The following is a 24,294-nucleotide window of genomic DNA, read 5'->3' on the forward strand; positions in this document are numbered from 1 at the left end:
TGCGATGGGCGATACTGCTCGACCCAGCACGATTTCAGGTCACACGGAGGGTCTATGGCCGGGCAGGGCATGCTCACCTTGGCAATCAAGGAAAAACCCGCGCTGTATGCGGCATACATGCCGTTCGTGACCAATGGCGGTCTATTCATCCCGACCGACAAGGCCTACAAGCTCGGAGACCAGGTTTTCCTGCTGCTGTCGCTGCTGGAGGATTCGGATCGCCTCCCGACCCCCTGTACGGTGGTCTGGATTACCCCGCCGCGCGCCCAGGGCAACCGGCTGCGGGGCATCGGCGTGCAGTTCAACAAGTCGGACAAGGGTGTGACCCACCGCCGCATCGAGGAACATCTGGGCGGCATGCTGAACTCCGACCGCAAGACCCATACCTTCTAGAAGAGACGTCCTTGCGGACGACGCCTCGCGCCCTTGGGGCGCGCTCCCACACGCGTTACCACCGGCCGTTCTCCGCCGTACCTCTCAGCGTACCGTAGCCGCGCCGGCTTCTCGGATGGCCTCGCCCAGATATTCCAGCGCCTGGTCGATCTGCGCCTGCGTCAGGTAGAAGTGGGGCGCAAAACGGATCCCGCCCCCACGCATGGCACACAGGATGCCGTGCCCCTGAAGCCTCGCGTAAAGCGCTTCTAGATCATCCACCGGCGGTCGGAACGTCAGGATGCCGGCACGCCGGCCGCGCGGTGTCAGGATTTGGCAGCCGAGCGCACGCAGGCCGTCTTCCAGATGCAGCCAGTGCTCGCGGATCTCGTGGTCGATGCTGTCCAGCCCGATCTCCAGCAGCAGGGAAAGGCTGGCGTGCAGGGCGTGAATCCCGAGCATGTTCGGGCTGCCCGGTTCAAAACGCCGTGCACTCGTGGCGGGCTCGATCCCCGGGTTCGAGAAATCGCCGGCATGCGCCAGCATATTCCAGCCATACTCCTGCAGCGTCAGCCGTTCGCGGATCTCCGGATTTACGTAGAACACCCCGATTCCTTCCGGCGCCAGCATCCACTTGTGGGCATCGGCCATCACAAAGTCCGCATGGCAGCCGGGCGCGTCAAAGGGCAGGGCGCCCAAGTGCTGGATCGCATCGACACAGAACAGGATGCGCCGCGAGCGCAGTTCCGCGCCCAGCGCCTGGATGTCGACCCGCAGCCCGGAGTCATAGCGCACCGCACTGGTGGCCACCAGACGGGTCCGCGCATCACAGGCGGCCAGCAACTCGCGTTCCGGTTCCTCGCCAATGGCGACCTCGCGCGCCTCGATGCCGAAGCGCTCCGCGGCGGCCAGCCAGACGACACGATTGGACGGGAACTCGTGCGCCGGGAACACCACATTGTCGCCCGGCTGCCAGTCCAGGCCGAAGGCCACCATCGACAGCGCCTCGGACGTGTTCTTCACGAAGGCAATGTCCTCTGCGGACGGCGCCCCGATCAGCGCCCGTGCGAGTTCCCGCGTCGCGTCGATCTGCTGCAGCCACTGAAGGTAGTCGCGCGAGCCATGGGCCACATTCTCCCGGGCGAAGCGGCAGACGGCCTCCTCGGTGCGCCGGGGCCAGGGCCCCACGGCGGCATGATTGAGATGGATGATCCCTTCCTGTGGAAACTCCGGGTGCATGCGATCCTCCTTGGCCGGAGCCAAAGGGTAACCCAGTCAGGCGGGGCTTAGAACACCCGGAAAAAGGCAGATGAAGTGGTCCGCCTGCGCACCCGGCGCATCAGCCATCCCCGGGGAATGGTTGTGAAAATGTCGGCAAGTTGTTAATTTGCCGGCTTCTGAAGGTCCCGCTACCCCGCCCATCGACAGCGGCACGGGTCAGCCTCTTACTCGCTGCTCTTGCGGACGCCGTTCGTGTGCGAATGGTCATCCCGTATCCCTTGAGCTTGAGCGCCCCGAACGTCCCGGGATGCACGCGCATCCTCGCCCAGCGCTGCGGCGAGGCACTCCAATTTTATTTTGTCGGCACAGGAGTCGCGGATGAATTCCGTTGTCCAGTTCTATCGTGATCCCCAGCTTGGTGCGGTCGAGCCGCGCGAGTTCCGCGTCTTTAATGAACGCTCGATCGAACGCATCCCGGCCTTGGCCAACCTGCCCGAGGCCATACGCTTCGAGATGCAGGTCGTTGCCAGCGTTCTTCCGTTCCGGGTCAACGACTACGTGATCGAGGAGCTGATCGACTGGAGCCGGGTTCCCGACGACCCAATCTTCCAGCTGACCTTTCCGCAACGGGACATGCTGGCGCCCGAGGCCTTCGAGCGTATGGCCGTTCTGCATCGCCATGGGGCAGGGCGGGCCGAGATCCAGGCCCTCGCGCGCGAGCTGCGCGAGGAGCTCAACCCGCATCCAGCCGGGCAGATGGAGCTCAACCGCCCGAGCGAGGAAGCGGGCGAGGTCATCAACGGCCTCCAGCACAAGTATCGCGAAACCGTGCTGTTCTTCCCCGGCCAGGGCCAGACCTGCCACAGTTATTGCACCTTCTGCTTCCGCTGGGCCCAGTTCGTCGGTGACAAGGAGCTGCGCATCGCCAGCACCGATGCCGCGTTGCTGCACGACTACCTGCGCGGCCATCCGGAGATCAGCGACCTGCTAATGACGGGCGGCGACCCGATGGTGATGAAAACCAAGCACCTGAAGGCCTATCTTGAGGCTTTGCTGGAGCCGGAGCTGGCCCACATACAGACCGTACGGATCGGCACCAAGGCCCTGACGTTCTGGCCCTACCGATTCGTGACCGACTCGGATGCGGACGAACTGCTGCGTCTGCTGGAGCGGCTGGTCGAGGCGGGCAAGCACGTCGCCCTGATGGCGCACTACAACCATCCGAATGAACTGCGCACCCCGATCGCCCACGAGGCCATCCGCCGTGTGCGCGACACCGGCGCCGAAATCCGCGCCCAGGGGCCGCTGCTCCGGCACATCAACGACGACGCCGAGGCCTGGGCTGATCTGTGGCGCGAACAGGTGCGCCTCGGGATCATCCCGTATTACATGTTCGTCGAGCGTGACACCGGGGCGCGACGCTACTTCGAGGTCCCGCTGGCCCGCGCCTGGGAGATCTACCGCGAAGCCATGAAGCAGGTCTCGGGGCTCGGGCGCACCGCCCGCGGACCCTCGATGAGCGCCGAGCCCGGCAAGGTGGAGATCCAGGGCGTGGCCGAGATCCAGGGCGAGAAGGTCTTCGTCCTGCGCTTCATCCAGGCGCGCAATCCAGACTGGGTCCAGCGGCCGTTCTTCGCGCGCTACGACGAGCAGGCCACCTGGCTCGATCAGCTCGAACCCGCCTTTGGCGAAGATCGCTTCTTCTTCGAGAACGAGCTGGCCACGATGAGGGCGGAATCCGCTCATTGAGTCCGCCTCTGCTGGGCGGGTTTGGCACAATGCGCCATATGGATAACAACACCCTCAAGAACCGCGACCTCCGTGCCCTCTGGCATCCCTGTACCCAGATGAAGGATTACGGCGAGGAGGGGACCCTCCCGTTGCTCCCGATCCAGCGCGGGGAGGGCGTCTGGCTGTACGATTTCGATGGCAACCGCTATCTGGACGCCATCAGTTCGTGGTGGGTGAACCTGTTTGGTCACGCCAACCCCCGCATCGGCAATGCGGTGAAGGAGCAGCTCGATCAGTTGGAGCACGTCATCCTCGCGGGCTGCACCCACGAGCCGGTGGTCGAGCTCTGTGAACGCCTGATCCGCATCACTCCCGACGGTCTGGATCGCGTCTTCCTGGCGGACAACGGCAGCGCCGGGGTCGAAGTTGCCCTGAAGATGAGCTTTCATTACTGGCGCAACGTGGAACGCCCGCAGAAGACTCGATTTATGCGGCTGTCGAACAGCTATCACGGCGAGACCCTGGGGGCGCTGTCGGTCAGCGACGTCCCGCTGTACAGCGCCACCTACGAACCGCTGATGCTGGACGTGATTACCGTGCCGGCCCCGGACTGTTTCGACCGCGAGGCCGGCGAGAGCTGCGCCGACGTGGCCCGCCGACAGTTCGTCCACATGGAACAGGCCCTGGTGGAACACGCCGATGAAACCGCCGCCGTCATCATCGAGCCCCTGGTGCAGTGCGCCGGCCACATGCGCATGTACGACCCGGAATACCTGCGGCTGCTGCGCGAGGCCTGCGACCGCCACGGCGTCCACCTGATCGCCGACGAGATCGCCGTGGGCTTTGGCCGAACGGGCACGTTGTTCGCCTGCGAACAGGGCCCGATCACGCCCGATTTCCTGTGTCTGTCCAAGGGGCTGACCGGCGGCTATCTGCCGATGGCCGCGGTGCTCACCACGGATACGGTCTACCAGGCGTTCTACGACGATTACGAAAAGCTCAACATGTTCCTGCACTCGCATTCTTATACCGGAAACCCGCTGGCGTGCAGGGCAGCCCTGGCCACACTGGACATCTTCGAGGCCGATCCGGTTCTTGAGAGAAACCGGGATCTTGCGCTCCATATCGAGAAACGACTCGAACCATTGAAGGACCATCCGCACGTGGCCGACGTGCGCCAGCACGGCATGATCGCCGCGGTGGAACTGGTGCAGGACAAGACTCGGCGCACGCCGTATCCATGGCAGGAGCGCCGCGGCCTGCATATCTACCGCCACGGTCTGACCCGCGGTGCGTTACTGCGGCCACTGGGTAATGTGAGTTACCTGATGCCGCCATACGTGATCACCGAAGAACAGATCGATTTCCTGGTCGAGGTGATGATCGAAGGCATCGAGAAGGCTGTGCGCGCCTGAGGCGATTGTCGCGCACACGCGATCCGGGCCCGGGTCGCGCAGGCTCAATTGCCATTTCTACCATTCAGGCCCCTTCGTCGCCTCCATCCATAACGACGCATAATACATATTATGTTAAATCGTTGATGAGAGACTGTGTTGGCCGCCTGAGCGAGGCTCCGGACACTGCGCGCTTGCGGGAGCCCGGCGCGGGTTCTCTCCCCGGCCGGAAATTCCCGATCGTTAACGGCTTCGGGTCAGGAAAGCCTGCTGATCACGTGCGTCAGGATCTGTTTCACCCGGGCCATGCCGACATCCAGATTCGCGGCAATGTCATCCATGGTGATCTCGCCTTCGGCGCGTCCGGCCGCCCAGTTGGCGATTACGGCACAGCAGGCGTAGTTCAGCCCCAGTTCGCGCGCGAGCGCCGCCTCGGGCATGCCGGTCATGCCGACCAGATCGCAACCGTCGCGTTCCAGGCGATCGATCTCCGCGGCCGTCTCCAGGCGTGGTCCCTGTGTGGCCCCGTAGGTCCCGTGGTCCACGGCCTCGATACCCAGCTCGTCGATCGCACGGATCAGGGTCTGCCGGACGCTGTCGCTATACGGCCAGGTCATATCGATGTGGGTGACCTCTTCCAGGTCATTCCCCTCGAAGAAGGTATTCGCCCGTGACCAGGTGTAATCGATGATCTGATCGGGGATCGCGACCATGCCCGGCTTCATCTCTTCGCCTATCCCGCCGACTGCGGCCACGGCCACCACGTTGTCGATCCCGGCATTTTTCAGCGCCCAGATATTGGCGCGGTAGTTCACTTCGTGCGGCGGGATGGTATGGCGGGCCCCGTGCCGTGGCAGAAACACGATCTCGGTATCGGTCAGGCGACCGAACACCAGCGGCCCCGAGGGTTCGCCATACGGCGTGTGCATCACCTGACGCCGGGTGATCTCCAGATCCTTCAGCCGGGTCAGGCCGGTTCCGCCGATGACGGCGATACGGGGTGCGGACATGAGCGCCTCGAGCGTGGGTGGTTTAATGGTCGGCCACGGCGAAGATGCCGGGCGCGTTTCGAAGATAATCCTGATAGTCCATACCGTACCCGAACAGATAGCGGTTTGGGGCCTCCAGCGCCGCGTAGTCGACGGTGATCGCCGGGTCGCGCTCCGGGTTGTGCTTGTCCACCAGGACGATGGAGATCACCTGCGCCGCACCCTGCTCTTCGCAGAACGTCTTGATTCCCTCCAGGGTAATCCCGCCGTCCAGGATGTCATCAACAATGACGACGGTGCGATCCTTGAGCGACGCCTGCGGGCGTGCCAGCCAGTGCAACTGGTCACCGCCGCGGGTGCCGCCGCGATAGCGCGTCGCGTGCAGGTAATCCACCTGCATGGGAAACGACCAGCGGGTCAGCAACCCGCCCATCAGCACCACACCCCCGTTCATCACGCCCATGACCAGCGGATTACGTTCTTTCAGCGCGGCGGCTGTACGTTCGGCCAGGCGATCGATCGCCGTCTCGACGGCATCACGGCTGAAGAGGCAGTCGGCGTCGCGCAATGTGGCTCGGGCCTGTTCCGGGCTCATGGCATGTCCTGAGGGTGTCAGTGCGGGAAATCATGTCCGAGCATCCACGAATCGGCAAGGCAACCCTCGCCTTTTCGGACCCCGGAAACGCAACCGGCCGGCACAAGGGCCGGCCGGCTGGCAAACGAACGTCGGTACCCTTAGTAGGTAAAGGTGACCGTGTCGTCGTCCATCGCTTCGGAGATCACGTAGGCGCCGCCCACGGTTTCTTCGATCTCCGGAATCAGGTCGTTGCCCCACAGATCCAGGGTCGGGGTGCAGACCTTCATCACCACGCCCGCTTCCACGGCGTCCTTCATGAAGTCGTAGACGCTCTTGCTGGAGCCTTCCTGCACAAACAGGTTTTCGGCAACGCCTTTCTTGGCGAGCTCGCCGGCACGGCCGGTCATGATGACTTCAACGTCGTATTCCATGGCGGCCGCCACGGTGGCCTGGAAGAACGGGGCACCCAACTCGGAAGCGTTGCTCGGGTCGGTGTTGACCATGACGATCAGGAGCTTGTCGGCCATTTTGGATCTCCAACTTCAGTGGTGAGTGTGAATATTACTAGCTGCTCAACTGCAAACCGGTGGCGCATTATAGGCGGCTCGGCACGCGGGTGCCAATGCGCCCTTTCCATGGGGTTATGCAGTGGCGATCTGGCTGGCCTGAATCCAGTGCGCCAACTGCGCGCGCAATGCGACGAGACGCTGTGGATCGCACTCCACTGGGCGCGCCCGCAAGCGTTCCAGTCGGCGCTTCGACTCGGGTGACAGCGGCTGATCCGCCTGAGCGGCAAGGATCATGTCGGCCTGTTCCGGCTGGTTGCAAATCAGCACCATGTCGCAACCGGCCGCACGAGCGGCCGCCGCGCGCTCGGCGGGCCCGCCAATGCCCTCCGCCCCCGCCATGGCGAGGTCGTCGCTGAGGATCGCCCCGCGGTAGCGCAGTTCGCGGCGCAGGATGTCCTGCAGCCAGACGCGCGAGAATCCCGCGGGGCGCTCATCCACCTGCGGGTATACGACGTGCGCCGGCATGATGGCCTCGAGCTCCCCAAGCACCGGGCGAAACGCCTCCAGGTCCTGATGCTCGATCTCGGAGAGTGGACGGTCGTCGACCGGCAAGGCCACGTGCGAATCCGCGGCAACCGCCCCGTGACCCGGGAAATGCTTGCCCACCGCCGCCATGCCGGCCGCGGACAGGCCCCGAATCAACTCGCCGGCCAGGCGCGCGATTAAGTCCGGGTCGTAATGGAAGGCGCGATCGCCGATGACCTCGCTGATGTCGAGGTCGCGATCCAGCACCGGTGTAAAGCTGAAGTCGATGTCCACCGAGCGTAGCTCGCGCCCGAGCAGTTCGCCGGTCGCATGCGCGAGTTCGCAGGCCTTGTTGCGGTTGTAATCGTGGACGTGGCCCAGCTGACGCATCGGCGGGATGGCAGTGAAACCTTCTCGCAGCCGTTGCACCCGCCCGCCCTCCTGGTCCACCGCAATCAGGATGCCGGGGCGCTCCGCGCGAATGGCGGCGACCAGCGCACCCACCTGCTCCGGCGCACCGACGTTGCGGGCGAACAGGATTACGCCGCCGGTAGCGGGATGACGCAGACGTTCACGGTCTTCGGGAGTCAGTTCGGTACCGGCGACATCGAGCATCACCGGGCCCAGGGGCAAGGGGTCGTTCTTGGACATCACTCAGGGGCTCGATTCGGCGCTCCCGCGGGAGCCATCTTTTCAGGATAGCGAGGCTTCGGGGAGAAAGGCGAGTGCCTTGAGCTTCTCGATGCGGTTGCGAATCCGCGCGGCCTCCTCGAATTCGAGATCGCGGGCCTTGGCAAACATCTCCTGTTCCAGGCGCGCGATCTCCTTGGTCGCGTTTTCCGGCGCGCCCGCGTACTCCGCGCCCTCTTCCGCGATCTTCCGGCCTCGCCGCCCGCCGGCGCCGGGCATCGCATTGCGCGCTTCCAGGATGTCCGCAACGTTCTTGCGAATGCCCTTGGGCGTGATCCCATGGGCCTCGTTGTGCTCGATCTGCTTCGCCCTCCGGCGCTCGGTCTCGTCGATCGCGCGCCGCATCGATCCGGTCACCTTGTCGGCATACAGAATCGCCTTGCCGTTCACGTTGCGCGCGGCGCGGCCGATGGTCTGGATCAGCGATCGCTCGGAGCGCAGGAAGCCCTCCTTGTCGGCATCGAGGATGGCCACCAGCGAGACCTCCGGCATGTCCAGGCCCTCGCGCAGCAGGTTGATCCCCACCAGCACGTCGAACTCGCCCAGGCGCAGGTCGCGGATGATCTCCATGCGCTCGACGGTATCGATATCCGAGTGCAGGTAGCGCACGCGCACCCCGTGCTCGGACATGTAATCCGTCAGGTCCTCGGCCATGCGCTTGGTCAGCGTGGTGATCAGGACACGCTCGTTGCGTTCGACCCGATCGCGAATCTCGGAGAGTGCGTCGTCCACCTGGGTACCGGCCGGGCGGACCTCCAGGACCGGGTCCAGCAGCCCTGTCGGGCGCACCACCTGGTCCACGATCGCGTCGGCGTGCTCGCGCTCGTAGGGCCCCGGCGTGGCGGAGACGTAGATCGTCTGCGGCTGCAAGGCCTCGAACTCCTCGAAGCGCAGCGGCCGGTTGTCCAGCGCCGATGGCAGGCGGAAGCCGTATTCCACCAGCGTCTCCTTGCGCGAACGGTCGCCCTTGTACATCCCGCCCACCTGCGGGACCGACACATGCGACTCGTCGATTACCAGCAGCGCATCCTTGGGCAGGTAGTCGAAAAAGGTCGGTGGCGGCTCGCCCGGGGCACGGCCGGAAAGATAGCGTGAGTAGTTCTCGATGCCGTTGCAGTAGCCGATCTCGAGGATCATCTCCAGATCGAACAGCGTGCGTTGCTCCAGACGCTGCGCCTCGACCAGACGGTCTTCCTGGCGCAGAAAATCCAGGCGGTCCTTCAGTTCGTCGCGGATGTGGTCCACCGCCCCCAGCAGGGTCTCGCGCGGCGTCACGTAGTGGGTCTTCGGGTAGATCGTCAGGCGCGGGACGGTACGCAGCTGTTCGCCGGTCAGGGGGTCGAAGTACGACAGGCGCTCCACCTCGTCGTCGAACAGCTCGATGCGCACCGCCTCGATGTCCGACTCCGCCGGGTGGATGTCGATGACTTCGCCGCGGACGCGGTAGGTCGCACGGCGCAGCTCGGCATCGTTGCGGGTGTACTGCAACTCCGCCAGACGGCGCAGCAGGTCGCGCTGGTCAATGCGTTCGCCCCGCTCCAGATGCAGCACCATGGAGAGATACTTGCGCGGATCACCCAGGCCGTAAATCGCGGAAACCGAGGCCACAATGATCGCATCGCGGCGCTCCAGGAGCGCGCGGGTGGCCGACAGACGCATCTGCTCGATGTGATCGTTGATCGAGGCGTCCTTCTCGATGTAGGTATCCGAGGACGGGACGTAGGCCTCCGGCTGGTAGTAATCGTAGTAGGAAACGAAATACTCCACCGTGTTGTTCGGGAAAAACGCCTTGAATTCCCCGTACAATTGGGCGGCCAGGGTCTTGTTCGGCGCCAGGATGATGGTGGGTCGCTGGATGTTCTCGATCACGTTGGCGATCGTGAAGGTCTTGCCCGACCCGGTGACCCCGAGCAGCACCTGATGCGCCAGGCCAGCCTCCAGGCCCTCGGTCAATGCCGCGATCGCCGCGGGCTGGTCGCCCGCCGCCTGGTATTCGGACACCACCTGGAATTGTTCGCCTTCGCCTGGCTGCACCTTATCCTCCGCGCCTGATTTCAGTATCATTTCGCACCCGACCGCCCGCGCGGCCCTTCGCCCCGATCACACAGAGGCCCCACCTTGGAAATCGAGCTCTCCGACCGCGTCCAGCGCATCCAGCCCTCCCCCACTCTCGCCGTCAGCGCCCTGGCCGCCCAGCTGCGAGCCGAGGGACGGGACATTGTCGGGCTGGGGGCCGGAGAACCGGATTTCGATACCCCCGAGCATATCAAGCAGGCCGCGGTCGACGCGCTTGCCCGCGGAGAAACCAAGTACACTCCGGTGGACGGCACGGTCAGCCTCAAGGCCGCGATCATTCGTAAATTCGATCGTGACAACGGACTGACGTTCACCCCCGACCAGATCCTGGTCTCCTCCGGCGGCAAGCAGAGCATCTTCAACCTCTGCCAGGCGCTGCTGAACCCGGGCGATGAGGTGGTGATCCCGGCCCCCTACTGGGTCTCCTACCCGGATATCGCCCTGCTCGCCGGCGCCCGCCCGGTGGTCGTCAGCGCCGAGCAGGAAGCCGGCTTCCGCATCACCGGCGAACAGCTGGAAGCCGCGATCACCCCGAACACCCGCCTCGTGTTCTTGAACAGCCCGTCGAACCCCACGGGTGCCGCCTATTCGGCCGAGCAACTGACGGAACTGGCCGAAGTCCTGCGGCGCCATCCGCGCGTGGTCATCGCCACCGACGACATGTACGAGCACATCCTGTTCGGCTCCACGCCGTTCGTGAACATCGTTAACGTGGCCCCCGACCTGCTGGAACGCACCGTGGTCCTGAACGGCGTTTCCAAGGCGTACGCGATGACCGGCTGGCGCATCGGCTACGCCGGTGGACCCCAGAACCTGATCGCGGCGATGAAGAAAATCCAGTCGCAAAGCACCTCCAACCCGACTTCCATTGCCCAGGCCGGGGCCGAGGCCGCACTCGACGGTGATCAGGGCTGCGTGGTCGCCATGTGCTCCGCCTTTGCCGAGCGGGCGCGTCGTGTGGTGGACGGCCTCAATGCCATCGACGGCATCGAGTGCCTGATGCCGGACGGTACTTTCTACTGCTTCCCGCGCGTCACCGGACTGATGCAGGCCGCGGACATCGATACCGATGTGGCCTTGACCAAGCAGCTGCTGGACGAGGTGGGCGTAGCCCTGGTTCCGGGCAGCGCCTTCGGGGATCCGGGCCATGTTCGCGTCTCGTTCGCCACCAGCGTCGATCAACTCGACAAGGCCCTGGAACGCCTGCGCCAGTTCGTGGCCAACCACAGCTGAGGCCGCGAACGGCGGTAAAACGCGAAGGGCGGCCAGATTTCCCTTGACGCCCCCGCCCCGCCCCATTAGGATTTGCGCCCAATTCCCCGGTAGCTCAGTTGGTAGAGCGGGTGACTGTTAATCACTAGGTCGGCGGTTCGAGCCCGTCCCGGGGAGCCATATTATCAACGACTTAGGCCAGCCTTCGGGTTGGCCTTTTTCGTTTATAGCGTTCTGTAGTGCCTAGCGTAGTGCCTAAGAGGTCACCCTAGCCCGTTACGCAGTAACGCCAAGCCTTGCCGCTTCCAGGTCGTGACAACCCTCCCCCTCTAGCATGAGCCACTGAGAGCCATTCTCAGCGGCTTTCTGTTCTTGTTGGTACGTTTCCCTATCTCTCCCCGAGAAACCGCCTTAGGCGCACTCTCAGACGGCCCCACCATCCCCCATGAACGATTCTCATTCCGTGGTTAGCCCCTTCCGACATATAGGAAAGTCGTTTAGCCTAAAACCCACTCCATACCGGGAAACACCCATGCGAGCAAGGTACGGCCTGACAGCCTTGACGGCGGTTACTCTCATTACACTAAGTCCGGTCGCTAACGCATGGGAGGTCTCATGTTCCGTCGATGACTTTACTGAGGAACAGACCTGCCGGATGAGTAATTACTCAGACGCCGGCGCCGAGCTACGCTTTCAATAAGTACACGGACCCGACGGCCTCTATGGCAGCATACTCAGACTCTCCATCCCTGACTCTACGTTAGAAGACTTCAATTTTCTCCAATTTCGAATTGACGACCTACCACATCGCGACATACACGACGATTCTTCTTATATGTATACAGTCAGCCCTACTATATTCGCCAGTTTTGGGCACCCTTATGCAAAAGGCCTAGTGAAGGAAATCATCGAGGGTGAGACCATTAATGTGCGGGTTACGGACCGCTCCGAAGGGTACAAGACCCTAACATTCGACACGGATGGGTTCGAAGCCGCTTGGCAACGCCTGAAGGAGGAATCCGAATAACCAAGTCGTGCTCAAGGAAATTGGTGGATCGGCATAAAGTCGTCATCCACACCCCTCACCCTAATCTCTTCCAGCCGAAGACTTGAGCCGTTCACGACACCCCGAGCAACGTAGTTACGCGCGGACAGCCCCGGATTATTTCCCGCCCCTCTGGGCTCATAACCTCCCGAAATCTCGACTCGGTTCCCACCCAGGGCACGGGCCGAGCAGTCAATGTGCGCACTGCGGTAGCTACCCCCGTACGCAGCCTCTAGCCGATTCTTCACGATTAAATTGCTGGTAGAGCAAACGGTGCTTTCCGTCATTCTCTCCACCAAGTAATTCCGTTCTGGTGGGTCACCACATGCGGCCAGCATCCACGGCATCAGCACCACGGCAAGTAGCTTTTTCATCGTCTCTCCCTATCTCATCGAACTAGACACGCTCGCGTCCCGTCCGGGTTGTCCAGCTCTTTTCTGCCTAACGCGTGTTTCCGAATGTAGTACCAAACCTCCCCTTCTGCATCGTGCATCTTTTGCATCCCGCCCTAGGTTCCGCGAGCGTACACGCACAATGCGAATGATTCGCGTTCGCTAATTAAAAATATAATAAAGCCCTTTTTCTTGGAAATTCTTTGCGCTAGCTTGGCTGGAATACACCTACAGGAAAAACCCCAGGCCGGGGCCGTCCAGGACGTTTCGGGCTTGGGGATTGTCCGTCACAAGGAGCGGAAAAAGAGTCAGACACCGAAGCCGGGACAACCACCCGAGAATGGCCCTTCATGGCTTGGCTGAAGATGTAAGCGGATTGCTTCGCGGTAAACATGGAAACCTCTCTAGAGTAGTTAGGTGACACCAATAGGACCAAGAAAAAAGGAGATGTATCCGGAAAAAAACAAAGAGCGAGAGAATTCGTGTTTCTCTTTATTTTCCAACACTTACGTTCCTATCTAGTCACTATGGAAGGAAGGGAGAGAAATTCGGAGAATTCTTCACTGGAGAAGGCCGTGGTTTTCTCTGGCACTGAGTTAGTGCTAGCACCATTGTTCTATTTCACTACTCCGACGTTTTTCTTCTTGATTCAATCTCCTGCTCTTTAAGTCATTGATGTTGGGAACTTTGTTCCAGTAGTTTGTTCTTATATATAGGACGCAAGATACCTCCTTTCTTTGTCCTGTGTGTTCGGAGATTGGGCTGGCGGGAAGCCAGTCCGGTCCCTACTAAGGAGGCTGGTGAAGATGCCACAGGCCCCGGAGGGAGCCGAAACGAAAGGAGGAAACATGTACTACATACACGACCCGGAATATGCTTCCGACTGCCTGCCAGGATTTAAGCAGGAAGCGAAACACCTACTATCCAAAATCTTGTTTGGTGCTCCCCTGCACTACGACATTCCAGGGCGCTACGCTTTCCCTCGCTCTTTTTTCAAGGCTGAAGGCCATTCAAAGGACACGTTCTATCGAATCAACGACAGGTTAAACCTGTTCGAGCCGTGTGGTGGCTCCTATGCAGGTGCTTTCCCTTGGTGTGAGACGGAAAACGCGGAGCGCCTTCGGGAGGAATATCCCCCCGCCCCGCTTTGGGAGAACAACCGAAGGGCCGTATTGAAGCCGCAGCGTGTTGGTGGGCTCTCGCTTCCCCCTGCTGTGGCTATTAGCACCCCTGCGTTGTTCATTTATGACGGGTGGAAATCTCTCGAAGCCAATAACGCCTTCTGGCGCAGCCAAGCTAATAAAATTCACCGGGTTTCGGCCAATACCACAAAACCGGGACACCTGCCCACCAAGTACCGCCAGGGCCAACATGGCCGCGTCTTTGGTGTTGGCCTCAATATCCAGAATCAAAAGAAGGAGCTACGCAGCGCCCTTCTCGCTGGTCAATTCAATTACGACTTTCAAAATGCTTTTTTCTCTATCGCTGCCCAGCTAGGCCACTACCCCGCCTTCGCGGAATACGCCGAAGCGCCCCAGGCAGTCCGGGAATCTCTGGCCCGTGAGCTTGGTTGTACCCCCAAGTCCGTGAAACAAGCTCTTCTTGCCTTGATGAACGGAGCCACGCCCTACGGCCCTGCCCTGCGCGACACCTTGGGGGCGTCTGTTTGGGCTTTCTACAACCATGCTTTCGTGCGCCGCCTCCGCCAGGACGCTAAGGCGCTGCGCAAGGACTTGGGGTGTTCGGTTCTGGGTAATCGCTTGATGCGGGAGGAGCACCGCTGCCTTGTGGCGGCAACGGAGGGTGTCCCGATTAGTGTTCCCCTCTTCGACGGCTTTGCCACGCCGCAAGACTTAGAGCCCGAATGGCTCGAAAGCCAAATAAACGAAAAGACCGGCTATACACTAAAAATAACAAAGGCCGATTATGGGTTTTCACGAAGCGAATAAAAAAGGAAAGTATGGCGAAGCCGTAACAAAGCAATTCCTAGAGGCTAGGGGCTGTGTGGTGGTGGACACTAGCTCGCACCGGTTCTTCCAAGTGAACGGTGTTGATATCGTTTTTGAGAAGGACAACAAGGCTGGGTTGATGGACGTAAAAACGGATTACAACCCGTCTTCAAACCTGTTCATCGAAACCCTCAGCAACACAACAACAGAAAAGCCGGGTTGCATTTTCTCCACCAAGGCCGATTGGTGGCAGTATTACAAAGTCGAACAAGACACAGCGTACTTGTTCACTCCCGCCGATATGCGCTCCCATATAGAAGATAACGTCTTTCGGGAAGTGTCCACCCAGACACATATAAACAATGCAGACTTCTACGAGACGCGGGGATTGTTGGTGCCTATTTCAGGTGCGCCAATACAGGCGACGTTTGAGCATTATTCGGGATATTTTTCGGAACTCTGAAACTAAAAACAAGCCTAATATACAGCCAAATAAATAGTATAGGAGGAACAAAATTGGAACCTAACAACAAGCCAACACGTTGGTATATGACACTCAACGAGCTAGCGGAGCGGTGGGAAACCACACCCGAGGCGATTGTACATTTTGCGGCCGAAGGCTCTTTGCCTCAGCCAAATCATCCTTACGGCTGGCATGTAACGGATGTCCTTTTGTTTGAGATGTACAGCACGCCCGAATGGCCGGATTGCATAGAAACGCTATCGACGGCCCGCGCCATCGGCCTAAACACCCGCACACTGAAAGCCTACAAAGGTTTGGTTTTCCGGTATGTGTCTGAGTGGTTTGGAGAAACAGACAAGTATGATGAGGCCCTTTCGATTTACCGAGAAGCAACAGGAGAAGTAAATGCTTGATGAAAATAACGAGCGCGAGGAATTACAAGAGCAAATCCAACGGAAAGAGGAAGAGCTAGCATTTTCTATTTATGAAAAACAAAAGCAGGAACAGCTAGAAAAATTCCGAGCGAAGAAGGAAGAGCCGCCGAAGCTCACCGGCGTGCGGCGCTCTAAACTCAGTCAATGTGATAAGAAACGCATTATCCACGAATTCGGCATTGATGTTTACAACGAGTTGCCACTGTAACAGGAGAGAAAATGGAAGAGTACGCACAAGAAGAATTTAACAACGAAGAAGAACAACAGCCCTCCCTAGAAGAATTGCGGGACATGTTGGCAGACCGCGAAGCTGAGCTAGAGAAGGTCCGGGATGCTTTGCATAATTCAAATGAGGAGGCGAAAACCAAGCGCCTCAAACTTAGGGAGCGCGAGCAAAGCCTTGCCGATAGTGAAGCTGCCGTGTCTGAATATCAGAAAGAGTTGGCCCAATATCAAGACAAAGTGGGCAAGCTAGACCAGGAATCCAAACAACACCTAAAGTCAGCGGAGATTGCCACAGCCATCGCTCAGCATCGGGGCGTGCCTGAATTGCTCCGCCCTGCCTTGGAGCAAATGGCGAGCGTTGAAGATGGCGCGGTTGTTATTAAGGGCCAGCCGGTTGAAGAGTATGTTGCTTCGATGAAAGAGAACCCAACGTTCTCTGGTGCCTTCATGGGCCGGGGAATGAGTGGTGGTGGACTGAAAAGTACAACGCCTTCACATGGCCCAAAGATTCCAACAAAGCCACGCAGCCAAATGACAAACCAAGAAAAGGAAGCTGTAATTACACAGCACGGAATTGAAGCCTATAATCAGCTACCGCTATGACTACTACAGCAAAACAAGAGCGGGCTACAGTGTTGGCGCTTCGAGAGCAGGGCCTAAAATATAGGCAAATTGCCAAGCTGTTAGATTTGCCGATAGGCACAGTTAGAAGCCGAATTTTTCGAGCGCGGAACGAGAAAAATGGCGAGTAAGCCTAGGGTGTCAGGGAAGCTCACCCCGGAGAAGAAACAGAAGGTTGTTGAGTTGCTATCGCAGACAGGTAACTTGAGTGCTTGTGCTGCCGAAGTGGGTTTGAGCCGAGACACCATTTATCGCGCTATGCAACGGGATGAAGAGTTTGCAACCCGCATTGCACAGGCGCGGGACAAAGCCTCGTATGAAGTCGAACGTGAGATTAGACGGCGCGGACTCGAAGGCATTTCTCGCCCTGTGTACTATCAGGGAGAGATTATCGGGGAGCAGAAGGAGTACAGCGACAAGTTATTGTTGGCTATGGCAAAGGCTAACATGCCGGAACGCTACTCGGATAAGCAATATCAGGTTATCGACCACTCGATTAAAGTGGAGAATTCAGCGAAGGTGAAGCTAGCTAATCTTCTCGGAATTGAAGAGGAAGGTGTCACCATAGATTCGCAAGATGCTGATTATAAGAAATAAATAAGAGACAAATTCGGCACTCAAAGGGACGTAAAACCTACCTTAAAACCTCTCAGGCTTTCATTCGGCAGGCCACGTTCTTTCAATTACGAACGTTTCGCCATACTTTTCTTTATTCCTATCCGCGATATCTCTTACCTGAGAGCTTGGAATAAGTCGAAAATTATTTACAGCCTTGCAATTATTGTATGTTCCGCGCATCTCCCGTGAGCTGATATGGTAGCCTCGATTCTGCGCTTGCTGCCTCACCGTTGCATTACAATATTCGTTTATGCGCTCCCAGTGCATCATGTAATCCGAAGAACTTCCTGAAAGAAATTCGGATTTATCAATAATCTCGTAATAACTATATGTTGGTGCGCTTGACTTGGGGCTCGTAGCGTTACACCCAACTAGAAAGAATAATAAAGCCAGATAGAATGCTGCGCCAGATAAAAGCTTCATTAGTGCCCCTAAGTGATAGGTCAAAAGATGCCTCGTTCTTCGAGAACGACGCCTATTGCTCTTTTCGTAATCTAACAAGCCGAAGAAGAATAGAAAAGCCATAAGCATCACCAAAGGTCTTATGGCGCCCTGCGGGTATCAGGCACGCTTTCTGCGTTTTCGAGACACGCAGCGGCCCTCCCCCAAAGGATTGGAAGAGAAAATCCCTCAGATACGCTCACCGTAGCGCTGAGGGCTCGCCCGTCCACTCTCACGCTACAAGCACCTTCCAGGTGCGCAGCCCAAGCGTCCAGCGCCTTGCGCTTGTCCGCGTCGTAGCCGTGCTGGTTGTACACCGCGAGAATGCCTTGCTTCACATGGCCTATGGTGGCTTCGCTCACTTCATCCAAGAAGCCGAGCATAGCGAGCCCCGTCCGCATGGTGCGGCGCAAGTCGTGCGGCCTCCATGCCTCTCCCTTCATCCCTAACGCATCCGTATAACGGCCTACGGCCTTACTGAGAGCATTAACCGTTAGAGGCTTGCCCGGTACGGCCTCGAACACATAGCCCGTGGCCTCTGTGGCTCTCCTTGCCTGTAGCCTTTCAGCCTCCTCCCGTGCCTCTTCCAGAAGGGAGAGGGCCAGCGGAGAGAGCGGGACAGTGTGGCTAGAGTCTGTCTTGCCTCTACGGCTTGCCGGAATGGTCCAGACGCCCTCTTCCACTTCGTCCCAACGCATCCCGGCCACTTCCCCCGGCCTTTGCCCGGTCACAAGCGTTAGCTTCAAGGCCAAAGCCGTAAGCCTACGCATCCCGCAGCCTTCTACCGAGTACCAGAAGGCCCGCATTTCAGCGTCAGAGAGGACGCGAGCGCGTTGCACGTTGGCTAGGACGTTCTTCTTGCCCTCTGCCCGGATGTTCTTCGGCTTGATGCCAGCTGCCGGGCTCTGGTCCAGGTATTCCCGGTCTAGACACCAATCAAAGAAGCCCTTGGTGTACACCAGAAGATGCCGCGCAGCCGTTGGGGTGTTGGTGGCTTTCTTCTCCACCATATCCAGCACGTCCCGACGCCTCACGTCCTTAACGTTCAGGCCACCAATAGCAGGCACTACGTCGTTCTCGAAGTATCGGGCTATTGCCTTCTCGCTGGGTCTCCCCCGGTAGAGGCGCAGATAGTCAGGGACGGCATCCGCTACGGTGGGCTCGTCCTTTTTCTTCCTGCGGGCTTCGTCCCTCTCCTTTTCGCGCTCTTCCCGTACCTGCTGAGGGTCGCGCCCTTCCTTCACAATCTCGCGGGCTTTGAAAGCCTCTTCACGCCGTGCCTTCTCTAAGGCGAGTTTTGGGTAGTGCCCCAGGTGAATGAAGCGGCGCTTACCTTCGGGAGAGGTGTACTGCTGGAAGAATGAAATGCGCCCCTTGGCCGTCACCTGTACCCCGAAGCCTGAGCGGTCCCCGTCAAAGAGGCGGTAGGGCCGGCCCGTTGGCTTGATTCCATTTAACTGCTTAACCGTCAGCATGGCTCTCTCCCGTAGTGGCTCCCGTAGTGCCTAACTTGGGTGCCGTAGTGCCTTTTGTAGTGCCTTTCCGTAGTGCCTAATTGTGCTACAGGCTGACCAGGAAGGCAACGGAAAGAGAGTGTAAGTGTTTGGTGGCGAGTTAGTTTTTGGGAAATGGTCGAGAGCGGGAGAAACGGCCTGAAGCAGCGCGGAAGGTCACTGTTAATCACTAGGTCGGCGGTTCGAGCCCGTCCCGGGGAGCCAGATACAGAAAAAGGGCCAGGTCATTGCGACCTGGCCCTTTTTCGTGGTGCGTATTGCGGAGCCGATTACTCGGGATCGTGTTCGATGGGCTCCAGAGAACCGATATAGATCGCGATGGCGCGGCGATCGGCATCGGTCAGGTGGGCAGTGCCGTGGTCGATCACGTCGGCCATGCCGCCGCCTGCAAAATCGCCGTCGCGGGTCAGGCCCATCTCCAGATAGCGCGCGATATGCCGCTCCCCCCAGCGTCCGATGCCGGTTTCGCGATCCGGGGTGATATTGGAGGCAACGTCCCCGTCGGGCAGTCGGGCGCCGGCCCCAATGCGCTTGAGGTCCAGACCACCGGTCCGCGTCCGCGGGGTATGGCACTCCATGCAGTGTCCAAGGGCGTTGGCGAGGTAGGCCCCACGGTTCCATTCGTCCGACTGGTCGGGGTCAGCCTCGAAGGTGCCCGGTTCGAAATGCAGCCACTTCCAGCCCATCAGGGATGAGCGGAACTGGGCATACCAGACCAGGTCATGCGGGGTGTTTTCTCGAGCGACGGGCTCCACCTCGGACTGCAGGAAGGCCCACAGGGCTTCCACGTCTCGCGGCTGCATCTTTGTGTACGACGTATACGGAAAGGCCGGATAGTAGTGGCGTCCGTCCGGGCTGCGGCCTTCGAGCAGCGCGCGCTTGAAGTCCTCTTCCGACCAGTCCCCGATGCCGTGTTCCGCATCCGGGGTGATGTTCGGACCATAGAACGCACCAAACGGGCTCTCGATCGCACGCCCGCCGGCCAGGAATTCCTTGTCTTCGGCCGTGTGGCAGGTCACGCAGCCACCGGCTCGCAAGACGTACTCACCGTAGGCGATCTGCTCGTCGGTACCCGCGGACGGGTCGTGCTCGCCAATCTGCACCCCTGCCTGCACCGTGGCCGCCGATCCAACCAGAAAAAGGGCTGACAGACAGGCTGTCAGCCCCTTGTTGCGAACTGCCGCCATGGATCACTCGCGGCGGAAGTCGTCGTGGCAGGCCTGGCAGGACTGTCCGAGGTTGCGAAAACGAATGGCGTATTCGCCTTCGTCACCGGCTTCCACGGCTGCGTGCAGGGCCTCGGCGGCCTCCACGGTGTCATTGGAGAGCTCCTCGAAGCGCTCCCAGTCGCCCCAGATCTCTTCCTTGGCATCGGTGTCCGGGAAGTCGCTTCCCTCGGGGAAGAGGCCCGGGATGTCCTGACTGAGCGCCACCAGCTGACTGGTATGCATCTCGAGGTTGTCGCCGAACTCGGCGCCGTCCACGACCACGGCGGCAATCGCGCCCACGTTGCCACCAATGGCGCGCATCACACCCTGGCGGTAATCGATGGTGGCCTCGTGTTCATCGAAGGCGTGAACGGTACTGCCGGCACCCAGCCCGAGGGTGAGTGCGGCGGCCACGGAGGTGGCGGTAATCAGGCGTGCGACGTTCTTCATGGTGCTTCCTCCCTGTAACAAACAAGAATTCGCCGATATCGGGCGAATCGGATATTCAAGGTCACTATAGACGGACGAATGGCCCAATTTCCATGAGCGAAAATGATCACCGTTAACGGACGCGGGTTTTTCCGATTGACCACATTCCCTGCGCGGGGTCCACGGACAAAGCCGGTACAATCGAACGACCCCCACTACGCGCTAAAAAGATGATCGCAAACTCCGATGACCCCACCGACGAGACGGCCCTCCGCGAGGCCATCATCTACACCGGCATGGAGACCAATCGGCGCGGGCTCAACCAGGGCACCTCGGGCAATATCAGCGTGCGCTGCGGCGACGGCATGCTGATTACGCCCTCGGGCATCGCGTACGAGGCGCTGCAGCCGGACGACCTGGTATATGTCGATGCGGGCGGACAATGGGCGTCGGGCCGCAAGCCTTCCAGCGAGTGGCACTTCCATCGCGCCATTCTGCAGGCGCGACCGGAGCTGGGAGCCGTCGTCCATGTCCATTCCGTCCATGCCAGTGTCGTGGCGATCCAGGGCCGCGACATCCCCGCGCTGCACTACATGATCGCCGCCGCCGGCGGGAACTCCATCCGTTGCGCCCCGTACGCCACGTTTGGAACGGAGACCCTCTCGCAGCTCGCGGTGGCGGCCTTGCAGGACCGCACGGCTTGCCTGCTCGCAAATCACGGGATGATTGCCACCGGCGCGGATCTGGCGCGCGCCCTGTGGCTCACCGAGGAGGTTGAACTCCTGGCTCGGCAATATGTGCTGAGCCTGCAGATCGGAGGGCCACAACTGCTGGACGACGCGGAGATGGATCGCGTCCTGGAGAAATTTCGCCACTACGGGCCGCAGCGCGACAGGGATTAGGCACGCGCAGACAGCGCCACGCTCAAAGACCGGGGGTGACACCTTCCCCATTGGCCAGCGGCGCCGAGAGCGGCGCGAAATCGACCCGGTCGCGGGTTTCCAGATAGTGCTGCAGGGCCCAGGTCACCGACGGGAAGGCCCGCTCTTCCGGCAGCTCGTCGAAACGGAACAGGCCGACCTCTTCCGATTCAGGCCCCGCGGCAATCGCATCGCTCAGCAAGCGCGCCCGATAGATCATCTGCACATGCCCGATGTGCGGGACACTGTAGACGCCCAGCAATTGATCGATTTCCAGATCGGCCCGTGCCTCCTCCCAGGCCTCGCGGCGGGCACCCTCGGCCGGGCTTTCCCCCTTTTCCATGAACCCTGCCGGCAGGGTCCAGAAACCCTTGCGCGGCTGAATGGCCCGGCGGCAAAGCAATACGCGGTCTTCCCAGATGGCCACGCTGCCGACGATGATTCGCGGGTTTTCGTAGTCAACGAAGCCACAATGGTCGCAGACTCGCCGGTCACGATCATCGCCGTCCGGGATGTGGTGGTGGAAGCTGGGGGTCAGACTGGGCTGATTGCGACTCATGGCGGTACCGTTAGGGGCGTTAAAGTATTAAATACAAAGTCCTACGGCGTTACGCGGCACGCCGCATGGTCGGGCTCGAACACGCGCCGGTGGCCGCGGTCCACAATAGAGGTTCGCGCACCGAGGCAGTACAGAGGGGATCATGACCACACGCACACGCTTTACCGTCGGTGAGCTCATTCACCATACCAAGTTCGATTACCGGGGTGTGATCGTCGATGTGGATCCGGTGTACGCCGGGTCGGACGAATGGTACGAAACCGTGGCCAAGAGCCGCCCACCCAAAGACCAGCCGTGGTATCACGTGCTGGTGGACGGCTATGCGCACAGCACCTATGTGGCCGAACGCCACCTAGAGCCGGATACCCGCGGCGATCAGATCGAACACCCCGCCCTCGGGCAGTTCTTCGATCGCTTCATGAACGGCCGCTACTCGCGCCACGGCGATCCCGGCGCTCACTAACCCACAACCGCAGGGAAGACCATGGCACAGGACAACCGCCGCAGCCGCGTCGTCACCGAAGGCCCCCGCCGCACGCCCAACCGCGCCATGTTGCGCGCAGTCGGCTTCGGCGACGACGACTTTCAGCGCCCGATCGTGGGCATTGCCAACGCCCACAGCACCATCACGCCCTGCAACATGGGCATTGGTGCCCTCGCCGCCCGCGCCGAACAGGCCGTGCGCCAGGCCGGGGGTATGCCACAGACCTTCGGCACTATCACCATCTCCGACGGCATCTCCATGGGGACGCCGGGGATGAAGTACTCGCTGGTCTCGCGCGAGGTCATCGCCGACGCCATCGAGACCGTGGTCAACGGTCAAAGCCTGGACGGAATCCTCGCCACTGGCGGCTGCGACAAGAACATGCCCGGGGCGATGATTGCCCTGGCCCGCCTCAACGTGCCCGGCATCTTCGTCTATGGCGGCACCATCAAGCCCGGCCACTACAAGGGCCAGGACCTGACCATCGTTAGCGCCTTCGAGGCCGTGGGCCAGCATGGCGCCGGCAATCTTTCCGACGAGGACCTGCAGGGCGTGGAACGCAACGCCTGCCCCGGCGCCGGGTCCTGTGGCGGCATGTTCACCGCCAACACCATGTCCAGTGCCTTCGAGGCCATGGGCATGAGCCTCCCCGGCTCGTCCACCCAGGCCGCCGAGGATCCGGAAAAGGGCGACTCTGCCGCACGATCCGCCGAGGTGCTGCTGGAGGCGATCCACGCGAACCGCCGCCCGCGCGACATCCTGACCCGCGAGGCCTTTGAAAACGCCCTCGCAGTGGTGATGGCCATCGGAGGCTCCACCAACGCAGTGCTCCACCTGTTGGCGATTGCGCATGCCGCCGATGTCCCCCTGGACATCGACGATGTCGAGCGCATCCGCCGCAAGGTCCCCGTGCTGTGCGACCTGAAGCCTTCCGGGCGCTACGTGACCACACAGTTCCATGCGGTAGGCGGCACGCCACAGGTGATGAAGATGCTCCTGAATGCCGGGCTGATGCACGGTGAGTGCCTGACCATTACCGGGGCGACCCTGGCCGAGACCCTGGCGGAGATCCCCGATACGCCCTCCCCGGATCAGGAGATCATCCGCCCGCTGGAGCGGCCGCTGTACCCGCACGGGCACCTGGCCATCCTCAAGGGCAATCTCGCGACCGAGGGCGCGGTGGCCAAGATCACCGGACTCAAGCGGACAGCCATCGCCGGCCCCGCGCGCTGCTTCGACTCCGAGGAGGCCTGCCTGGATGCCATCCTCGATGGCCAGATCCAGGCCGGCGATATCCTCGTCATCCGCTACGAGGGGCCGCGCGGGGGTCCCGGCATGCGCGAGATGCTCGCGCCGACCGCCGCTATCATAGGCGCGGGCCTGGGCGATTCCGTTGGTCTGATTACCGACGGGCGCTTCTCCGGCGGGACGTACGGAATGGTGGTAGGACATGTCTCCCCCGAGGCGGCGGCTGGCGGCACCATTGCGCTGGTCCGGGACGGGGATACGATCGAGATCGACGCCGGCGAAAACCGGCTCGCGCTGCAGGTCGACGAGAACGAGCTGGAACACCGCCGCACGGCCTGGGAGCCGCCGGTACCGCGCTTCGATCGCGGGGTCCTGGCGAAATACTCGCGTATCGTGGGCTCGGCCAGTCGCGGTGCCGTAACCGACGATTTCACCTGACGGCGGGGAG

At 60.7% G+C, this 24,294-nt stretch carries 24 protein-coding genes and 1 tRNA gene; 15 read left to right on the forward strand and 10 right to left on the reverse strand.

Annotation, left to right across the window (positions count from 1 at the left end):
• The first annotated feature begins 54 nt into the window (after positions 1-54).
• Entirely contained in the window at positions 55-393 is a 339-nt protein-coding gene (locus tag D578_RS0108230) for a PilZ domain-containing protein (RefSeq protein ID WP_017941553.1), read from the forward strand.
• An 84-nt stretch (positions 394-477) separates the two neighbouring features.
• On the opposite strand, the gene D578_RS0108235 is transcribed toward D578_RS0108230, so the two are convergent.
• Complete coding sequence (locus D578_RS0108235; RefSeq protein WP_018949494.1) at positions 478-1,611, reverse strand: aminotransferase class V-fold PLP-dependent enzyme; 1,134 nt, start codon at positions 1,609-1,611, stop codon at positions 478-480.
• Between the two features lie 360 nt (positions 1,612-1,971).
• Here D578_RS0108235 and D578_RS0108240 point away from each other — a divergent pair, with 360 nt between their 5' ends.
• Both D578_RS0108240 and D578_RS0108245 read left to right on the forward strand, forming a co-directional pair.
• Positions 1,972-3,342 carry a KamA family radical SAM protein gene (locus D578_RS0108240; RefSeq protein WP_018949495.1) on the forward strand — a complete coding sequence of 457 codons (1,371 nt, stop codon included), beginning with the start codon at positions 1,972-1,974 and terminating at the stop codon, positions 3,340-3,342.
• Positions 3,343-3,380: 38 nt separating this feature from the next.
• Positions 3,381-4,739 carry an adenosylmethionine--8-amino-7-oxononanoate transaminase gene (locus D578_RS0108245; RefSeq protein WP_026289257.1) on the forward strand — a complete coding sequence of 453 codons (1,359 nt, stop codon included), beginning with the start codon at positions 3,381-3,383 and terminating at the stop codon, positions 4,737-4,739.
• A 236-nt stretch (positions 4,740-4,975) separates the two neighbouring features.
• On the opposite strand, the gene D578_RS0108250 is transcribed toward D578_RS0108245, so the two are convergent.
• The 5 genes from D578_RS0108250 to uvrB all read right to left on the reverse strand — a co-directional run bounded on the left by D578_RS0108250 (position 4,976) and on the right by uvrB (position 10,042).
• A complete protein-coding gene (locus D578_RS0108250; protein WP_018949497.1) occupies positions 4,976-5,728 on the reverse strand; it encodes an S-methyl-5'-thioinosine phosphorylase in 753 nt (250 codons plus the stop codon).
• Positions 5,729-5,750: 22 nt separating this feature from the next.
• Positions 5,751-6,302, reverse strand: a complete 552-nt coding sequence (locus D578_RS0108255) for a hypoxanthine-guanine phosphoribosyltransferase (protein WP_018949498.1) — start codon at positions 6,300-6,302, stop codon at positions 5,751-5,753.
• A 140-nt stretch (positions 6,303-6,442) separates the two neighbouring features.
• Entirely contained in the window at positions 6,443-6,811 is a 369-nt protein-coding gene (locus D578_RS0108260) for a DsrE family protein (RefSeq protein ID WP_018949499.1), read from the reverse strand.
• 114 nt (positions 6,812-6,925) lie between these two features.
• On the reverse strand, positions 6,926-7,969 hold the full coding sequence (gene nagZ / locus D578_RS0108265) for a beta-N-acetylhexosaminidase (protein ID WP_018949500.1): 1,044 nt from the start codon (positions 7,967-7,969) through the stop codon (positions 6,926-6,928).
• A gap of 42 nt (positions 7,970-8,011) precedes the next feature.
• Positions 8,012-10,042 carry an excinuclease ABC subunit UvrB gene (gene uvrB / locus D578_RS0108270; protein ID WP_018949501.1) on the reverse strand — a complete coding sequence of 677 codons (2,031 nt, stop codon included), beginning with the start codon at positions 10,040-10,042 and terminating at the stop codon, positions 8,012-8,014.
• A gap of 84 nt (positions 10,043-10,126) precedes the next feature.
• Between uvrB and D578_RS0108275 the strand changes: the two genes are divergently transcribed.
• The 9 genes from D578_RS0108275 to D578_RS14860 all read left to right on the forward strand — a co-directional run bounded on the left by D578_RS0108275 (position 10,127) and on the right by D578_RS14860 (position 17,022).
• Entirely contained in the window at positions 10,127-11,317 is a 1,191-nt protein-coding gene (locus D578_RS0108275; RefSeq protein WP_018949502.1) for a pyridoxal phosphate-dependent aminotransferase, read from the forward strand.
• Positions 11,318-11,400: 83 nt separating this feature from the next.
• Positions 11,401-11,476 (forward strand) — tRNA-Asn (locus tag D578_RS0108280).
• A 2,105-nt stretch (positions 11,477-13,581) separates the two neighbouring features.
• Positions 13,582-14,682, forward strand: coding sequence for a hypothetical protein (locus D578_RS0108290; RefSeq protein WP_018949504.1), 1,101 nt, complete (start codon positions 13,582-13,584; stop codon positions 14,680-14,682).
• Positions 14,660-15,145: a hypothetical protein gene (locus D578_RS0108295; RefSeq protein ID WP_155996772.1), complete on the forward strand. Its 486-nt coding sequence runs from the start codon at positions 14,660-14,662 to the stop codon at positions 15,143-15,145. Before D578_RS0108290 ends, D578_RS0108295 begins: the two co-directional genes overlap by 23 nt.
• Positions 15,146-15,198: 53 nt before the next feature.
• Positions 15,199-15,558 carry a hypothetical protein gene (locus D578_RS15885; RefSeq protein ID WP_155996773.1) on the forward strand — a complete coding sequence of 120 codons (360 nt, stop codon included), beginning with the start codon at positions 15,199-15,201 and terminating at the stop codon, positions 15,556-15,558.
• Positions 15,551-15,787, forward strand: coding sequence for a hypothetical protein (locus tag D578_RS0108300; RefSeq protein ID WP_018949506.1), 237 nt, complete (start codon positions 15,551-15,553; stop codon positions 15,785-15,787). The genes D578_RS15885 and D578_RS0108300 overlap by 8 nt, the downstream gene beginning before the upstream one ends.
• Before the next feature lie 11 nt (positions 15,788-15,798).
• Complete coding sequence (locus D578_RS0108305; protein WP_018949507.1) at positions 15,799-16,407, forward strand: hypothetical protein; 609 nt, start codon at positions 15,799-15,801, stop codon at positions 16,405-16,407.
• Positions 16,404-16,556 (forward strand): sigma factor-like helix-turn-helix DNA-binding protein, encoded by a 153-nt coding sequence (locus D578_RS15430; protein WP_081617342.1) that lies wholly within the window; start codon positions 16,404-16,406, stop codon positions 16,554-16,556. Before D578_RS0108305 ends, D578_RS15430 begins: the two co-directional genes overlap by 4 nt.
• Positions 16,546-17,022 (forward strand): helix-turn-helix domain-containing protein, encoded by a 477-nt coding sequence (locus D578_RS14860; protein WP_018949508.1) that lies wholly within the window; start codon positions 16,546-16,548, stop codon positions 17,020-17,022. Before D578_RS15430 ends, D578_RS14860 begins: the two co-directional genes overlap by 11 nt.
• A 563-nt stretch (positions 17,023-17,585) precedes the next feature.
• Here the strand turns inward: D578_RS14860 and D578_RS14865 are convergent.
• From D578_RS14865 to D578_RS0108325, 3 genes are all read right to left on the reverse strand, one after another.
• Positions 17,586-18,959: a tyrosine-type recombinase/integrase gene (locus tag D578_RS14865; protein ID WP_018949509.1), complete on the reverse strand. Its 1,374-nt coding sequence runs from the start codon at positions 18,957-18,959 to the stop codon at positions 17,586-17,588.
• Between the two features lie 308 nt (positions 18,960-19,267).
• Positions 19,268-20,185, reverse strand: coding sequence for a cytochrome c (locus D578_RS0108320; protein ID WP_018949510.1), 918 nt, complete (start codon positions 20,183-20,185; stop codon positions 19,268-19,270).
• Between the two features lie 3 nt (positions 20,186-20,188).
• Positions 20,189-20,656 carry a cytochrome c gene (locus D578_RS0108325; RefSeq protein ID WP_018176804.1) on the reverse strand — a complete coding sequence of 156 codons (468 nt, stop codon included), beginning with the start codon at positions 20,654-20,656 and terminating at the stop codon, positions 20,189-20,191.
• Between the two features lie 209 nt (positions 20,657-20,865).
• Between D578_RS0108325 and D578_RS0108330 the strand changes: the two genes are divergently transcribed.
• The gene (locus D578_RS0108330) at positions 20,866-21,537 is read left to right on the forward strand and encodes an L-fuculose-phosphate aldolase (protein WP_018949511.1); all 672 of its coding nucleotides are present in this window, start codon (positions 20,866-20,868) and stop codon (positions 21,535-21,537) included.
• Between the two features lie 22 nt (positions 21,538-21,559).
• Here the strand turns inward: D578_RS0108330 and D578_RS0108335 are convergent, their stop codons facing one another.
• Positions 21,560-22,114, reverse strand: coding sequence for an NUDIX domain-containing protein (locus tag D578_RS0108335; RefSeq protein WP_018949512.1), 555 nt, complete (start codon positions 22,112-22,114; stop codon positions 21,560-21,562).
• Positions 22,115-22,256: 142 nt separating this feature from the next.
• On the opposite strand from D578_RS0108335, the gene hspQ reads away from it, so the two are divergent.
• Both hspQ and ilvD read left to right on the forward strand, forming a co-directional pair.
• Entirely contained in the window at positions 22,257-22,577 is a 321-nt protein-coding gene (gene hspQ, locus D578_RS0108340) for a heat shock protein HspQ (protein WP_018949513.1), read from the forward strand.
• Between the two features lie 21 nt (positions 22,578-22,598).
• The gene (gene ilvD, locus D578_RS0108345; RefSeq protein ID WP_018949514.1) at positions 22,599-24,284 is read left to right on the forward strand and encodes a dihydroxy-acid dehydratase; all 1,686 of its coding nucleotides are present in this window, start codon (positions 22,599-22,601) and stop codon (positions 24,282-24,284) included.
• The last annotated feature ends 10 nt before the right edge of the window (positions 24,285-24,294 follow it).

The organism is Thioalkalivibrio sp. ALMg11 (assembly GCF_000377905.1).
In the GTDB taxonomy this organism is placed as follows: Bacteria; Pseudomonadota; Gammaproteobacteria; order Ectothiorhodospirales; family Ectothiorhodospiraceae; genus Thioalkalivibrio.